Source organism: Methanosphaerula palustris E1-9c (assembly GCF_000021965.1).
Taxonomy (GTDB): Archaea; Halobacteriota; Methanomicrobia; order Methanomicrobiales; family Methanospirillaceae; genus Methanosphaerula; species Methanosphaerula palustris.
Genome location: NC_011832.1, coordinates 2,869,563 through 2,882,337, shown reverse-complemented (window position 1 = coordinate 2,882,337; position 12,775 = coordinate 2,869,563). Strand labels below are relative to the sequence as shown.

Annotated in this window: 20 protein-coding genes; 7 read left to right on the top strand and 13 right to left on the bottom strand. The window is 57.7% G+C overall.

Annotation, left to right across the window (positions count from 1 at the left end):
• Window positions 1-89 precede the first annotated feature (89 nt).
• The 9 genes from MPAL_RS14870 to MPAL_RS13720 form a co-directional block, all read right to left on the bottom strand.
• Window positions 90-1,775 carry a C1 family peptidase gene (locus MPAL_RS14870; protein WP_012619332.1) on the bottom strand — a complete coding sequence of 562 codons (1,686 nt, stop codon included), beginning with the start codon at window positions 1,773-1,775 and terminating at the stop codon, window positions 90-92.
• Window positions 1,776-2,070: 295 nt separating this feature from the next.
• A complete protein-coding gene (locus MPAL_RS17285; RefSeq protein WP_269078469.1) occupies window positions 2,071-2,193 on the bottom strand; it encodes a hypothetical protein in 123 nt (40 codons plus the stop codon).
• 28 nt (window positions 2,194-2,221) lie between these two features.
• On the bottom strand, window positions 2,222-2,452 hold the full coding sequence (locus MPAL_RS13745) for a hypothetical protein (RefSeq protein ID WP_048145452.1): 231 nt from the start codon (window positions 2,450-2,452) through the stop codon (window positions 2,222-2,224).
• On the bottom strand, window positions 2,445-2,579 hold the full coding sequence (locus tag MPAL_RS17280; protein ID WP_269078468.1) for a hypothetical protein: 135 nt from the start codon (window positions 2,577-2,579) through the stop codon (window positions 2,445-2,447). Before MPAL_RS17280 ends, MPAL_RS13745 begins: the two co-directional genes overlap by 8 nt.
• 201 nt (window positions 2,580-2,780) lie before the next feature.
• Entirely contained in the window at window positions 2,781-3,347 is a 567-nt protein-coding gene (locus tag MPAL_RS13740; protein WP_048145449.1) for a C1 family peptidase, read from the bottom strand.
• A 59-nt stretch (window positions 3,348-3,406) separates the two neighbouring features.
• A complete protein-coding gene (locus MPAL_RS13735) occupies window positions 3,407-3,589 on the bottom strand; it encodes a hypothetical protein (RefSeq protein WP_048145446.1) in 183 nt (60 codons plus the stop codon).
• A gap of 283 nt (window positions 3,590-3,872) precedes the next feature.
• Window positions 3,873-4,115, bottom strand: a complete 243-nt coding sequence (locus MPAL_RS13730; protein WP_048145445.1) for a hypothetical protein — start codon at window positions 4,113-4,115, stop codon at window positions 3,873-3,875.
• A 71-nt stretch (window positions 4,116-4,186) separates the two neighbouring features.
• The gene (locus MPAL_RS13725; RefSeq protein WP_012619331.1) at window positions 4,187-5,086 is read right to left on the bottom strand and encodes an RNA-guided pseudouridylation complex pseudouridine synthase subunit Cbf5; all 900 of its coding nucleotides are present in this window, start codon (window positions 5,084-5,086) and stop codon (window positions 4,187-4,189) included.
• Window positions 5,083-5,766, bottom strand: coding sequence for a uroporphyrinogen-III synthase (locus MPAL_RS13720; protein WP_012619330.1), 684 nt, complete (start codon window positions 5,764-5,766; stop codon window positions 5,083-5,085). Before MPAL_RS13720 ends, MPAL_RS13725 begins: the two co-directional genes overlap by 4 nt.
• A gap of 522 nt (window positions 5,767-6,288) precedes the next feature.
• Between MPAL_RS13720 and MPAL_RS13715 the strand changes: the two genes are divergently transcribed.
• On the top strand, window positions 6,289-6,609 hold the full coding sequence (locus MPAL_RS13715) for a DUF2769 domain-containing protein (RefSeq protein ID WP_012619329.1): 321 nt from the start codon (window positions 6,289-6,291) through the stop codon (window positions 6,607-6,609).
• 138 nt (window positions 6,610-6,747) lie between these two features.
• Here the strand turns inward: MPAL_RS13715 and MPAL_RS14865 are convergent, their stop codons facing one another.
• Genes MPAL_RS14865 through MPAL_RS14860 form a run of 3 tightly spaced genes read right to left on the bottom strand, consistent with a single transcriptional unit; the run spans window position 6,748 to window position 7,467 of the window.
• Window positions 6,748-7,053, bottom strand: coding sequence for a hypothetical protein (locus MPAL_RS14865; RefSeq protein ID WP_148208253.1), 306 nt, complete (start codon window positions 7,051-7,053; stop codon window positions 6,748-6,750).
• A gap of 33 nt (window positions 7,054-7,086) precedes the next feature.
• Window positions 7,087-7,224 (bottom strand): hypothetical protein, encoded by a 138-nt coding sequence (locus MPAL_RS15430; protein ID WP_083767082.1) that lies wholly within the window; start codon window positions 7,222-7,224, stop codon window positions 7,087-7,089.
• A gap of 3 nt (window positions 7,225-7,227) precedes the next feature.
• A complete protein-coding gene (locus MPAL_RS14860; protein ID WP_052292286.1) occupies window positions 7,228-7,467 on the bottom strand; it encodes an NHL repeat-containing protein in 240 nt (79 codons plus the stop codon).
• Between the two features lie 115 nt (window positions 7,468-7,582).
• Between MPAL_RS14860 and MPAL_RS13705 the strand changes: the two genes are divergently transcribed.
• The 6 genes from MPAL_RS13705 (at window position 7,583) to MPAL_RS17275 (ending at window position 12,238) form a co-directional block, all read left to right on the top strand.
• Window positions 7,583-8,794, top strand: coding sequence for a tripartite tricarboxylate transporter permease (locus MPAL_RS13705; protein ID WP_012619328.1), 1,212 nt, complete (start codon window positions 7,583-7,585; stop codon window positions 8,792-8,794).
• A gap of 36 nt (window positions 8,795-8,830) precedes the next feature.
• Window positions 8,831-9,694 (top strand): NOP5/NOP56 family protein, encoded by an 864-nt coding sequence (locus MPAL_RS13700; protein ID WP_012619327.1) that lies wholly within the window; start codon window positions 8,831-8,833, stop codon window positions 9,692-9,694.
• On the top strand, window positions 9,691-10,314 hold the full coding sequence (locus tag MPAL_RS13695; RefSeq protein WP_012619326.1) for a fibrillarin-like rRNA/tRNA 2'-O-methyltransferase: 624 nt from the start codon (window positions 9,691-9,693) through the stop codon (window positions 10,312-10,314). Before MPAL_RS13700 ends, MPAL_RS13695 begins: the two co-directional genes overlap by 4 nt.
• Window positions 10,315-10,340: 26 nt before the next feature.
• Window positions 10,341-11,057 carry a DUF1614 domain-containing protein gene (locus MPAL_RS13690; RefSeq protein WP_012619325.1) on the top strand — a complete coding sequence of 239 codons (717 nt, stop codon included), beginning with the start codon at window positions 10,341-10,343 and terminating at the stop codon, window positions 11,055-11,057.
• 78 nt (window positions 11,058-11,135) lie between these two features.
• Entirely contained in the window at window positions 11,136-11,930 is a 795-nt protein-coding gene (locus MPAL_RS13685) for a TIM barrel protein (RefSeq protein WP_012619324.1), read from the top strand.
• Window positions 11,931-12,115: 185 nt separating this feature from the next.
• A complete protein-coding gene (locus MPAL_RS17275; RefSeq protein WP_012619322.1) occupies window positions 12,116-12,238 on the top strand; it encodes a PQ-loop repeat-containing protein in 123 nt (40 codons plus the stop codon).
• 10 nt (window positions 12,239-12,248) lie between these two features.
• Here the strand turns inward: MPAL_RS17275 and MPAL_RS13680 are convergent, their stop codons facing one another.
• Complete coding sequence (locus tag MPAL_RS13680; protein ID WP_012619321.1) at window positions 12,249-12,737, bottom strand: helix-turn-helix domain-containing protein; 489 nt, start codon at window positions 12,735-12,737, stop codon at window positions 12,249-12,251.
• Window positions 12,738-12,775 lie beyond the last annotated feature (38 nt).

The following is a 12,775-nucleotide window of genomic DNA, read 5'->3' as shown; positions in this document are numbered from 1 at the left end:
CTCTCCTCGGTGGCTGTGATCAGGGCCTAGAGGTCCGTCTGTTTGTTCACTTGCAATGAGCACCACTGTTATTGGCGGTGACCTCTTCATTAAAGTGAATTGAAGAGGATGACGATATCATTGAAGTCGATCTGACCGTTTCCATTGAAGTCGAACGCCCCTAACGGTTCATGCCCACTGATCCAGTCCATCTGATTGAAGAAGAGCGTGATATCATTGAAGTCCAGCACCCCATTCCCGTTCAGATCCTCGTATAGCCCGTCATGATCCGGGTCGGTGGGCTGGTTGCCTATCAGCAGGTCTCCATTTGACTGGATTGGAATCACTCCGGAGGAGATATTCGGCGCCTGCACTGTGATCACAGCCGGCACGCTGGTGGTCAGGATGGGGTGTCCACTGTCGTCGCTGAGCCCGGTCACCTTCACAGTCAGTGTGGCCGTCCCTGCCTTTCCGGTCGTGATCCCCAGGTTGGCCAGGGGGATGGTCTGTGCTGCTCCGTGGACCTGATCGGAGAGGTCAGAGCCCATGACGGTGACGGTCGATGACGGGAGTGTCGAGATACTGGTCATACCAGCCCAGGCGGGGAGCGTTGCACTGGTGATCGAGGCCACCTGGGGGTTATCGCTGGTGATCGTGATGATATACCCAGACAGGCCGTTCACTGATGGGGTGAGGTTCAGGTCGAGTGACAGGTTTCCCCCGCTCTTCATTGTGTTATTTTTCGGGGAAAGTCCGAGCGACGCTGGTATGGGGGCGACTGTGGTGATCGTGAAGACGGGCTGCGGGGTAGCGCTGAATGTCACTGACTCGGTCTCCCATTGCATCGCGGGCAGATTGTACAGTCCATAATAGGTAGCACTGTAATCGACATCCATCTTCATTCGGAAGATGCCGTTTGGCCTTTTGCCCCCGGCAGTCCCCCAGGAGTTGACGAGGATCCAGTAACGATTGTTGGGGTCCGTGTCATCATAACCAATACAGAGCACAGCGTGACCACCACCGGTGTTGCTGTCCCACGTTCTACTGACATATGGAGACGGATCCCAAACAGCATCCTCCCCCTGATCGTTCCAGAAGGTTTCAAAATCGTCCCAGGCCGCCTCGTCTGGGAGTTTGAAACCGAGATAAATACCTCGGTTCTGATCCAACACCGCCTTGATATTGGTGATCGCTGTGACCTGACTGACCCCCCTGGTTTGAACCTTCTGTCCAGTGATGCTGGAGATGTCATAATGAGGGGTGGTTTGTATCGATGCGGCAGGAATCCAGGTCTGCATATTCTTCAAGGACCATAACTGTCCATCCTGGAAGTTCGCGTTGTAGTTGGACCAGGGGACTGCGATATGCTGCTGGTTATAAAACTGGACAAAATCGGTCAGGGACCCTCCCTCACCAGCCCAGTCAGGGCCGGATCCATCATTATAATTCGAGTCGAGGTACTGGATCGAGAGTCGGTCTTTGATCCCGGTCTGTTCTGCATGAGCTACTTCAAGTACACCAGTGCCGGCCCAGACCCAGCAGTTCCCAATCGGATTCTGATTCCGCTCGGAAGCGATATAGGGCAGATCCGAGAGGAGCGACCGTGCACCAGTTGACTGGATCGCCCGGTCTTTGATCGTCTGATCTATCGGCACAGTCTCAGCAGCCTCATACTGTTCGATCCACCGCTGCAGGGTCGTCTGGTTTGGGTGCATGATCGGGTTGAGTGTTGTGACCGATTCGTTGGATGCCAGGGTTTCTGCTGCAGAGACTGCACCTTCACTGAAGAGAATCATGAATAGACAGCAGAAGAGAAGTATGGATTGGAATCTGTTCATGGGACAAACACAACCTGGAACAGCGCCCTGAAAATTCTTAATTTTGATATTTTCTCTTCAAATAAGACCTATACTGGCTGCATATTTATTGCATCAGCCTAATGCTATGTAATTAATAAAGGCAGTTGATTTTGTATTAATCTTGGTTTATATTTATATACTACTATTTTGACATCGCGACAGGTTCTCCTGAAGATGGAACCGGTTCAGGAGGATAGAATGGTAGTCAAAGATGAATCGGAAAAACGAGTGTTCAGATCATGCCAAAGAGTCTGACAATATCATTGAAGTCGATCTGACCATCCGTATTGAAGTCGAACGTACTGACCGGTTCATGCTTGTTGATCCAGTCCATCTGGTTGAAGTAGAGGACCACATCGTTGAAGTCCAGGCCCCCATCCCATTCAGATCTTCGTACAGCCCGACATGGTCCAGGTCGGTTGATTGTTCGGTTCCCCCACGTCGTCGCTCAGGCGAGTCACCGTCCCCTTCAGCCCGGTCATTCCCGTATTTTTATCCTGGATCGTCATATGCCCCAACGGAATGTTCTCCACCCGTCTCCAGATCTGATCGAAGAGGTCCGAGCCTCTGATGGTGACGGTCGATGCGGAAGTGTCGAGACGCTGGTCATCCATGCCCAGAGGGGGGCTCTGCTGTTGTGATCACCGCAACCGAGGGGTCATCAGTGCTGACTCTAATCGTGTAGGCCCAGATCCCATCCTCGATGGTGGAGAGGTCCAGATCGAGCGGGACCCTCCCCACCACTCGTCACCGTCGCTGCGGTCGGGGAGAATCCGACGGTGGCTGAGGCCAGTGTGGGGGTTGGGGTAGTGCTTGGATACCCTCCCACCAGCCACTGTACATCCAGTTGTTGGAGAAGAACTGGCCCTGAAAGGCGACCCCATCATCGGTGAGGGTGAGAGGACCACTGCCTCTAGGCGGGTTGTATCCGAGTGAGTCGAACTAGGTGCCGTACAGGGTCTGCCCGCTGTCATAGAGAGTACCACCGATCGTTCCGGTCTCCTCTCCCCAGTATCCATAGGTTCCGTGAACCTGCCTCCCGGCGACGGTCAGTTTCATCTGGCCGTAGGTGGTCTCCCAGATGCCGGCAAATGTTGGGGTGTCAGGTCCGGTCGTAATGGTGGGAGTGACGATGGCGGTGGGGATGGTCGTCGGCATGGTGGTGATCGTGTAGGTGGGCATTGGAGTGACTGTGATGGTCGGTATGGTTGTCGGTATAGTGTGGTGACCGTGGTCCGCGGGGTAGCGCTGAATGTCACTGACTCGGTCTCCCATTGCATCGCGGGTAGATTGTACAGTCCATAAATAGGTAGCACTGTAATCGACATCCATCTTCATACGGAAGATGCCGTGCGGCCGGCTGCCATCGGCGGTCCCCCTGGAGTTGACGAGAATCCAGTAGCGGTTGTTGGAGTCTGTGTCATCATAACTGACACAGAGGACGGCATGGCCACCGCTGGCGTTGCTGTTCCAGGTTTGCCCATGATATGGGGACGGGTCCCAGACCATATCTTCCTCTTGGTGTCCCTGAATGTATCAAAATCATCCCAGGCCACCAGGTTTGGAAGTCAAAATCCGAGATAGACGGCCTGATTCTGATCCAGCACCGTCTTGATATCGGCGATTGCACCGGCTTGACTCACCTTCCGGGTCTCGATCCGTTGCTCGGTGATGCTGGAGATATCATAATGGGGAATGGTCTGGATCGATGAGGCCGAGACCCAGAGGCCTGTCTGTTCACCGAGCACCATTCTCTTCCATCCTGGAAGTCTGCATTGGTGTTGGACCAGGGGGCCGTGATTCGCATCTGGTTATAGAACTGGACGAACTCTGTCAGGGGTCCGCTCTCCCCAGCCCAGTCAGATCCGGATCCACCGTTGTAGTTCGAGTCGAGGTACTGGATCGAGAGCCGGTCGTATACTTGGTTGTCGATGTCGTGAGCCACCTCTATCACTCCGGTACTGGCCCCGACCAGCAGTTTCCAATTGGATTCTGGTCCCGCTCTGCTGGGGTGTAGGGCAGGTGTGACAGAAATTATTGTGCACCGGTTGACTGGATCGCCTGGTTCCTGATCACTGGATCGATCTGTACCAGTTCGGTGGCATCATACTGTTCGATCCATCGCTGCAACGTGGTCTGATTTGGATGCATGATCGGGTGCCCACCAGTGTTCGTCGCGCTGGCTGCCGGCAGTTCTCCTGCAGAGACCATAACTGTGCTCCCTATCACCGGGATCAGCAGCGAGCAGATCAGAAGAAACGACCTTGACCTCTTCATAGAAGTGCCTGACCTGGAACGGGGGGTCAGGATACCAGTCATCCTGCCTGTTCTTATTTATACTTAAAGGCTCAGCATGAGGTCTGATGCTTCTTCCAGCACCGGGGGTAGGTGCCGGAGGTCATGAAGACCGTGCCCGGGGCGACGACGAGTCCAGGTTTGCCGGGGATGATCGCGGTGGCGTCGACGAGGGCCCGACCGAGGCAGACGAACTCCTTTTTCTCGGTCAGTACAGCCACCCTCTCCCCACGTTTAAATTTCGTCACACCGACGACGCCAACGCCGGCGAGGACGGCTCCATGGCAGATCGCATCGACTGCGGAGTCACGGATCACCACAGTCTGCACCTCAGGAATGGCGACCTCAACCGGCAGGATCATCGCGTCGAGTGCAGAGGAGTCCCCTTCTTTAGCCCTGAAAACCGCGTCCTTGAGAGCGTGGAGGGTATGGGCCTGCATCTCGTCGAAGGTTCCGGATCGGGTCCTTCGGAGTTCCTGCATATGCCCGCCCACACCGAGGACGAGGCCGAGGTGATGGCAGAGCGATCGGATGTAGGTGCCTGCGTCGCACCGGATCCTGAGCAGTACCAACCGGCCCTGCTGGTCGAGGACTGTTAGGTCCTGGATCGTCCTGATCCGGAGGGCCCGCTTCACAGCGCTCCGCCTCGGTGGTCGCTGGTAAACCCTGCCTGTTAATTCCCTGGCTGCCTCCTGCACATCGGAGGGTTCCGCATCCCCATGTAGCCGCATCAGGGCGACGTACTCCTTGTCATGTTGGAGGAGGAGCGGGGCGAGCCTGACCGCGTTGCCGAGCATCACGACCAGCACCCCTGACACCATCGGATCCAGCGTCCCGGCATGGCCGACATCGACCCCGAGCAGGTCTCCGACCCAGGCCGCCACCTGGTGACTCGATGGCCCGCGTGGCTTGTCGATGATCACAATCCCAGTTTTCTTGGTTCCGGTGCTCATGATCGCTCCTCTATGAATCGGTTCAGTGCCGTAAGGAACCCCTCTAGGGAACCGTCACCGATCACATCCACCGGTGTTCCGCCGGCCCTGACCGCATCCGCCGTCACCTCGCCGATGGCGCCGACCAGCAGATCCGGGCGGGGTGTCCAGCGTGCCTCTCTGTACGACATCGCACTGGTGAAGAGGATCGCCCCGGCGTCAGCGGTCTGGAGGGGTTCTCCGGTCTTCACGAGCCCGTAGCATCGGAACTCCCGCGGGATCCCGCCGGCTCCGGTGATCGAATCGAGGAGAGCCTGGTTTGGGACGTCGGCACGCGGGATCCCGATTGTCTTCATACTGATCCAGGAGCCCAGGTAGGGAACGAACTCTCGCGAGTAGAACATCGAGAGGGTCTCTGCCGGGATCCCGTGCTGCTGGAGTGTCGCTGCGGTGGTCGGCCCGATCGCCACCACCCGCGGCCAGGTGTTCAGGTGAGGCCCGATCAACTGGGCTGGCAGGGCACTGGTGAAGAAGAGGCAGTCGAACTGTCCCTCGGTGACCGCCTGCACAAACGCTTCGATCTGGTCGGCGTACACCTCGGCCCGAAGGGGGGAGACGGCCTCACTGGTGTGGCCGAATGCATTGCACCGGGCAGCATCGTTCTCTTCCTTGCCAGCAAGCCGGGTGATTGCGATCTTCATTGCAGGATCATCATCCTCTCCGGATAAGAGTATATCGCTCAGGGATGACCAAACGACCCCTCTCCTTCCCAGTTCTGATCAGGCGACACTAACTTATGGGTTCACCTCGCAATAGGCCTCCTACGGGAGAGATGATGCCTCCACTGGGGTTTTTTCTCCTCGCCGCCTGCGCCTTTTACTGATCTGTTCGACGGGTGTATGAGAGAGGGTTCGATGGGGGCCTTCCAGGGCTTCTGAAGATCGGTCTTCTTGGGACCCTTCTGCAGCTGATCCTCCTGGCCATGTTCTAGCACTATTTTACAGTCCTGGAGGTGATCCGGTACTGGTTTGCGGACGATTACGTGCCAGTCTTCAACGCGGCCTTCTTTATCTCGTGATCATCGGTGCTTTCCTGCTGATACGGACGTACCTACGCCACGACGAGGATAGGGATTGCCGGGATGTTGAAAAATTCCGGAGGTTGAACCGGGTCCTGCCATTATAAATATAAGTTCCCCCAATTCCAGGCACGAGGCAATCGAAATGGATGTTTTTGAAGAGACGATACAGTCGCTCTCGGGGAAGAGCTCTGTGGATAAGGCGGCCGCGATCGCGGAGATGCATGAGAAGTGCCCCTGCCCGGGCTGCCCGACGTACAACCGATGTGCCAGCGAGGCGAAGGAGAAACTCTTCTGTATCAATGGCCGGTCCTTTATGTGCATCAGCGACCAGAAGACCTGTGCCTGTCCGACGTGTGGCCTTGGTCAGTCGGTCGGTCTGAAAAACACCTCGTTCTGTACTCGCGGGTCAGAGATGGGCCAGCGGTACGAGCACACGATCTGGGGTACCTCGCTCTTAAAGTAGGGTAGTACATGGGAACCGTGCTGTTTCCATATGCTCCATCTTGGATAGGGGGAGTTCAAATCTTCCTCTGTTCCAAAGGTTTGACGACAACACTCCAATTTTCGAGAAGGCTGGACAGTTCCGGGTCTTCATCGACTCCTATCTGTTGTTGAACAGCGCGACGATGTCTCCGAAGTCGATCTGATTGTTTTGATTGAAGTCGAAGGCGGAAATGGGTTCATGGTCGACAATCCAGTCCATCTGGTTGAAGAAAAGGACCACATCATTGAAGTCGAAGATGCCGTTGCCATTGATGTCTTCATAGAGCCTATCACTGGTGAGATCTTTGGGAGCGTTTCCTGACGATGACATAGGGGTCACCAGGGCGAACTTCTGGATCCGGTCGTTATACGTATCGGCGACAAAGACATTAACTGCACTGTCCACGGCGACACCCGCAGCCAGGTCGAACTGCCCGTCTTCCGAACCTGAACTGCCCTATTTTGTGATGAATGTGCCGTTTTGATCGAACTTCTGAATTCGGACATTATAGATGTCGACGACGTAGACATCTCCTCGGCTGTCTGCTGCGATACCGGCTGGCGATTCGAACTGCCTGTCTCCCTGACCCGAAATCCCCTATTTTGATATGAATGTGCCATTCGCGTCGAATCTCTGGATCCAGGTGTTGTTCCTATCGACGACGTAGACTTTTCCGGTACTATCCACGGTGATACTGTTTGGTCCGTTGAACTGCCCGTCCCCCTGGCCGGGACTGCCCCATTGTGTGGTGTACTCATTCTCTCCATCGGCTGAAACAATCTGGACACTGCTCCAGAAGAGGAGGAGGAGAACGCAGAATATATACTGAGATCTCATTCGGAATCATCACTTCTTTTTCAGAATGACCTCCTCTTCTGATAAATTCTTGTTTTTTTCACCCCTCGCCATCACATTTCAGAACCTTTTTTTCCTCAGCCACTGATGCCAATCCATGGAGGGTGTGATCACCGGTCTGGTCGCTGGGGTGCTTCTCGGTACGATCAGCGGGCTGCTGCCAGGGATCCACGCCAACACCATGGCAGGGATCCTCCTCGGACTGCAGGCCACCCTCGCCGGCATCCTCGGTGAGGAAGAGCTCGCTACTGCGATGTTTGCAGCCCTGATCACCCACACGTTTTTGGATACGATCCCCTCCACCTTTCTCGGGGTTCCCGATGCCGACACGGCCCTCTCGGTGCTGCCGTCCCATGCCCTCTGCCTGGAGGGGCACGGTGAGGAGGCGGTCAGGACCTCGGCCCTTGGTGCGGCCTGGGGTCTCTCCTTCGCCATCCCGCTCTCCCTCCTCTGCTTCTACCTCCTCCCGCCGCTCCAGCCCTTCCTGGACTGGGGGATCGGGATCCTGCTCGTCGCCGTCGTCGGGACGATGATCCTCGCGGCCGAGTCCCCTCGCTGGGGGGCGGCGATCTTCTTCACCTCAGGGATCCTCGGCATCTTCACGATGCGGTATGGGTACCTGGCCTGGCATACCCTCGGCGAGTCGGCGCTGCTGATGCCCCTCCTCGCTGGCCTCTTCGGTCTGCCAGCCTTGCTATATTCATCACACGCCGGGATCCCGCCGCAGACCTTCGAGGGGATCAGCACCCCGCTGAAGACGATCATCTCCCAGTCCGCCATCGGGGCCCTGGCCGGGGTGCTGGTCGGCTGGCTGCCGGGCCTCTCCACCGCCACTGCCAATGGGCTGCTGACCAGGTTCGTCTCCTACGACCGGGACCGCCGGGGGTACATCCTCGCTACCTCGGCAGCCTCCACCTCGAACGCGTTCGTTGGCCTTGCTGCCTTCTTCGCCCTCGGCCGGGAGCGGAGCGGGGTGATCGCTGCGATGGCCTCCCTCCACCTTCCCTCACCATTGGTGCTGGCCGCGGTCGGATGCCTGGCCGGCGGGGCCGGCTACCTGCTGACCGTCCTCCTCGCCGGTTCTGCATCAGCTCTGCAGGTGCTCGATGGCAGGACTCTGAACTACGGCGTCGCCGGGTTTGTGACCCTGCTCACCCTCCTCCTCTCCGGCCCGTTCGGGCTGCTGGTGCTCCTCCTCGCCACCCTGGTCGGCATCGCCCCGTATTTGATCGATATCCGGAAGATCTTCTGCATGGGTGCGATCTTACTTCCAGTGATCCTGTACTCGTTCGGGTTACTGACACTCTGAGCATGACTATATGGAGGCAGCGCTTATGATTCAGAGATGCAGCACTACTGGTTTGGGGATCGTGAGGAAGGGGGAGAGGTCTGTACCCCTGCGCCGGCCCGGCTCGAAGATGCACTGGCCAGGCTTGCGACGCTGAGAACGCCGGTCAAGGATTATATCCTCCCCGACTGGCAGTGGGCGGCCGCGTGCGGATACGTCCAGACCAGGGACGAGTACCTGCACCGGCTCCAGGAACTCTGCCTTCTCCTCGCCGAGCAGAAGGTCGCTGTCCAGTACCAGGCTAAGGATGTCGAGCTCCTCCAGATGGTTCGGACCCTCGACCAGATGGACGAAGTGATCAATCTCTTGACCGAACGAGCGGTTGACTGGTACACCGTCAAACACCCGAAGTTCAGCAGGAAGTTCAAATCGATGAACGCCCGAAAACTCCTTGGATCGCTCGCCCCGCGGACGAAAGGGCCGCTCGGCATGGTGATGGAGGAGATCGAGCGCCTCTCGGTGACCCGGACTGCACTGATGCGGGAGGTGTCCTCTCGATCAGATCTGGTCCTCCCGAACTGTAGCGCCTTGGTTGGCGGGCTTGTCGCCGCCCGGCTTCTCTCCACGGCTGGCGGACTCGAACCCCTGGCTCGGCTACCCGGCAGTTCGGTGCAGGTGCTCGGGGCAAAGACGGCTCTCTTCTCTCATATCCGGTCCGGCACCCCGTCCCCCAAGCATGGAATCATATTCCAGCACCGGCGGGTCCACAACGCCCCACCTTCGGTCAGGGGCCGCGTTTCACGGGTGCTGGCTGCTAAACTGGCCATCGCGGCCCGTTTGGACCTGTACCGGGGCGAACCTGACCCGACCTTCATCGATAAGGCGCAACAGGCGATCGATCGGGCCGGGAGAGTCGCATGATCTGGATCGACGGGACCCTTGTCTCCGAGGGGGAGTCAGGAGTCTATGGCGAACGGGTCGTCCAGGGATATCGGGTCTGGGACCCGTACCGCTCCAAGTTCGCGGCCCTGGCCACCCGATACCGGGAGCGGAATCTGGACCTGACTGGTGATCAAAAGGTGCTGTACCTCGGGGCGGCCAATGGGACCACCGTCTCGCATGTCGCCGACTATGTCGAAGTGGTCTACGCGGTCGAGTTCGCCCCGCACCCGATGCAGGATCTGGTGATGGTGGCGAGGAGACGGAAGAACGTGATCCCGATCATGGCCGATGCCGGCCGGCCCGAGCAGTACGCTCCACTCCTCGAGCAGGTGGACCTGCTCTATCAGGACGTAGCCCAACCGACGCAGGTCTCGATCGCCATCGCGAACCTGATCTTCCTCCGCCCAGGTGGACGGCTGATCCTGATGCTCAAGAGCAGGTCGGTCGACGTCAGCAGGGATCCGAAAGAGGTCGCCGCCGAGGCTGCAGCAGCCCTGACCGCTGCCGGCCTTGTCGTGGAGAGCATCGACTGGCTGGCCCCGTACCACCCCGACCATGCGGCTCTGATCTGCAGAAAGGGCACTGAAGAGAAGGATTGATCATCCAGCAGGAAGAGATAAAAGGTATGCCCCGGATCTTCTCAAGTCCGTTCAGCCTGCTCTTTCTGATCGCGCTGGTACTGATCGGCATCCTGCTGATCCCGCTCCTCTTTCTGAACATCGTTGGCAGTGCGTTCACGCGGCTCGGCTTCTCTGGCTGGCAGGCGGTGCTGATCGTGCTGCTGACTCTGGTTGGTAGTTTCGTCAACATACCGGTGACGACGATCCGGTCGTCGCCGCTCTTTCCGCCCGATCGGTTCTTCGGAGGCAGGGGTAGCCGGTTCCTACCGTTCTTCTACCGGGTTCCGGTCTACACCGAGACGACGACTGTCGCCGTGAACCTTGGCGGGGCGGTGGTGCCGGTGGTGATCTCGCTGCTGCTGAGTTGGGCCGCGGTTGCTGTGGTCGGCACTGGACTGCTGCTGCAGATCGGTATCGGCATCGTCGCGGTGACGATCGTCACCCACCTGCTGGCCGAGCCGGTACCGGGCCTCGGGATCTCCACCCCGTTCTTCATCCCCCCGATCACCGCGGCGCTGGCCGGTCTGCTGCTGGCAGGAGGAATCGGCTGGGAGAGTGCGGTGATCGCCTATATCGGTGGGACTATAGGGACCCTGATCGGGGCCGACCTGCTGAACTGGCGCTCGTACAGGAACCTCGGCGCTCCGCTGGTCTCGATCGGGGGTGCCGGCACCTTCGACGGGATCTTCCTTACCGGGGTGCTGGCCGTGCTGCTGGCCTGACTCTCCTGACAGCAACCCTCATGTGGGTGAATGACTGATATTCTGGTTATGCAGCGTGCGTACCGGATCGGAGGTGGAATGCGTTCGGATGATCTCGAAACGTTCCACGTCCTCTCTCTTCTCGCTGATCAGGGACTGATAGACCATATCCAGGTCTATGTGAGCCCTGCACCTGAAGAGATTCTGAATGGAGAGATAGAAGAGATTGCCACGACAGATGCCAGGATCGTCGTCCATGCCCCCCACCACCTGGACAGGGTGAACCCTGCCGACCCCTCGCTCGGAGGATCCATGTCGGTAACGGATGGGGAGGCACAGATCGAAGCCGGGATGGCCGATGCGTTCGAATTCGCCGACCGGCTCGACGCTTCCTATATCGTCGCCCATGCAGGTTTCATCGGTCATCTCGACCGGCAGAAGGTTGTCAACAACGTGCGCTCATTCATTGACCGGTACCATGATCGGCGTCTCCTTATTGAGAACCTCCCTGCGGTTCATAAGGATCTCCAGTTCTTCGGGGCGACGGCAGAGGAACTCAAATCCCTCAACCTCTCCCGGATTGGTGGGATCTGCCTGGATTTCGCCCATCTTTACTGCTCAGCCAACTATCTTTCTAATCCGTACGGGGAGATGCTGACCGCTTTTTCGGCCCTTCCGGTCCGGTTCCACCACCTCTCCAATAGCAGAACCGGGTCGATCACCGATCAGCACCTGCCACTCGATCACTCTGAGGGTGGGGTTCCGATCGATCAGGTGATGGCGTGGGTCAAAAACCACCCGGCTAACCAGACCAGCTTGGAGTACAAGAACAGCGATCATTCGATCTACAAGCAGCAGTTGCAGGTCTTCGACGACCTGTACCATCAGGCCTGATGAGGGGAAGATCTGGGTGTAGAATTTGTTGTTTATACCCCCATCGATAGAGAGGTGATGATCATGGACTCCATCATGCTTCTTGGTTATATTGCAGGCTTCTTCTCGACCCTCTCATTTCTCCTGCAGGTGATCAAATCGATCCGGTGCAGATCCACCAGAGTTCTCTCCTGGTGATTCTCGGCATGATGATCACCGGCTCGGTGCTCTGGTCAGGGTACGGACTGATGATCGGGCAGATGCCGATCATGGTCACTAACGGGGTGCTCTTCGTGCTGATCACCGCCCGGTTCAGGGGTCAAGATTAGGTTCGGATGATCAGGAGATTCGCTTTCCGAGGGTCTCGATCGCCTCGATGATCGTCGGTGGCTGCGGTTTCATGATCGAAACCGGAATGTCGACGATCCGCTCGATGATCGAGGCCAGTACCGGGGCGCAGACGATTCCGCTCGCTCCCTCCTTTTCAGCCCTGACCGCAGCGATGATACACTCTTCCAGGGAGTTGGCAGAGTAGCCTTTTATTGTACAGGTCCGCTCTCCGCAGGTGATCTCCTCTCCTTCGACCTCCTCGAGGACGAACTTGGCCGCGACCACGGCGATGAAGTCCCTGCCTCTCGGTTCAAGGATATTGATGATCCTGGTGACGGTTGAGAGGCGTGGATCCCGTTCACCGGCGGTGATCTTGTACAGCGTAGCCGCAGGTATCCCGGTTGCATCGGCCAGCTCCCGAACGGTCATGTCCCGTCGCCGCAGTTCCTCGTTCAGGACGGCCTGAAACGAGGTGTCAAGTATACGTCTGATCAACATTATCTTACTATTGTAGATAATATTTTAATATATTTTCC

What these genes read in the sequence shown, in the direction of transcription:
- MPAL_RS13735 (WP_048145446.1), bottom strand. Translation starts at nt 3,589, where the DNA reads ATGGTGCTCGGTGAACAGACAGGCCTCTGGGTCTCGGCCTCATCGATC.
- MPAL_RS14860 (WP_052292286.1), bottom strand. Translation starts at nt 7,467, where the DNA reads ATGAGATCTCAGTATATATTCTGCGTTCTCCTCCTCCTCTTCTGGAGC.
- MPAL_RS13705 (WP_012619328.1), top strand. Translation starts at nt 7,583, where the DNA reads ATGGAGGGTGTGATCACCGGTCTGGTCGCTGGGGTGCTTCTCGGTACG.
- MPAL_RS13740 (WP_048145449.1), bottom strand. Translation starts at nt 3,347, where the DNA reads ATGGTCTGGGACCCGTCCCCATATCATGGGCAAACCTGGAACAGCAAC.
- MPAL_RS13680 (WP_012619321.1), bottom strand. Translation starts at nt 12,737, where the DNA reads ATGTTGATCAGACGTATACTTGACACCTCGTTTCAGGCCGTCCTGAAC.
- MPAL_RS13725 (WP_012619331.1), bottom strand. Translation starts at nt 5,086, where the DNA reads ATGAGCACCGGAACCAAGAAAACTGGGATTGTGATCATCGACAAGCCA.
- MPAL_RS13730 (WP_048145445.1), bottom strand. Translation starts at nt 4,115, where the DNA reads ATGAAGAGGTCAAGGTCGTTTCTTCTGATCTGCTCGCTGCTGATCCCG.
- MPAL_RS13695 (WP_012619326.1), top strand. Translation starts at nt 9,691, where the DNA reads ATGATCTGGATCGACGGGACCCTTGTCTCCGAGGGGGAGTCAGGAGTC.
- MPAL_RS17275 (WP_012619322.1), top strand. Translation starts at nt 12,116, where the DNA reads ATGATGATCACCGGCTCGGTGCTCTGGTCAGGGTACGGACTGATGATC.
- MPAL_RS13700 (WP_012619327.1), top strand. Translation starts at nt 8,831, where the DNA reads ATGCAGCACTACTGGTTTGGGGATCGTGAGGAAGGGGGAGAGGTCTGT.
- MPAL_RS13720 (WP_012619330.1), bottom strand. Translation starts at nt 5,766, where the DNA reads ATGAAGATCGCAATCACCCGGCTTGCTGGCAAGGAAGAGAACGATGCT.
- MPAL_RS13715 (WP_012619329.1), top strand. Translation starts at nt 6,289, where the DNA reads ATGGATGTTTTTGAAGAGACGATACAGTCGCTCTCGGGGAAGAGCTCT.
- MPAL_RS13745 (WP_048145452.1), bottom strand. Translation starts at nt 2,452, where the DNA reads ATGGATGACCAGCGTCTCGACACTTCCGCATCGACCGTCACCATCAGA.
- MPAL_RS13685 (WP_012619324.1), top strand. Translation starts at nt 11,136, where the DNA reads ATGCGTTCGGATGATCTCGAAACGTTCCACGTCCTCTCTCTTCTCGCT.
- MPAL_RS14870 (WP_012619332.1), bottom strand. Translation starts at nt 1,775, where the DNA reads ATGATTCTCTTCAGTGAAGGTGCAGTCTCTGCAGCAGAAACCCTGGCA.
- MPAL_RS13690 (WP_012619325.1), top strand. Translation starts at nt 10,341, where the DNA reads ATGCCCCGGATCTTCTCAAGTCCGTTCAGCCTGCTCTTTCTGATCGCG.